Annotated in this window: 1 protein-coding gene; it reads left to right on the top strand. The window is 61.3% G+C overall.

Annotation, left to right across the window (positions count from 1 at the left end; translation table 11 throughout):
- Window positions 1-235: acyl-CoA dehydrogenase family protein (locus SB764_RS44650; protein ID WP_410867395.1), on the top strand; the 235-nt coding region annotated here is incomplete at both ends.

Genomic DNA, 235 nt, shown 5'->3' with positions numbered 1-235 from the left:
CGCGCAGGCGCGCCTTGGACCGGGACGGATCCACCACTGCATGCGTTCAATCGGCGCAGCGGAACTGGCGCTCGAGTTGATGGTGGAACGCGCCCAGGCACGCACGGCATTCGGAAAGATGCTGCATGAGCATGGGGCCGTCTCCGAATGGATCGCGAAGTCCAGAATCGAAATCGATCAAGCGAGGCTGTTCGTTCTCAAAGCCGCGTGGATGATCGACAACGTGGGTGCGAAG

Origin of the sequence: Paraburkholderia sp. SIMBA_027 (assembly GCF_046535315.1) — a bacterium.
Lineage (GTDB): Bacteria > Pseudomonadota > Gammaproteobacteria > Burkholderiales > Burkholderiaceae > Paraburkholderia > Paraburkholderia tropica.
Note: the sequence above shows the minus strand (reverse complement) of the source record. Positions and strands in the feature narration are given on the sequence as shown.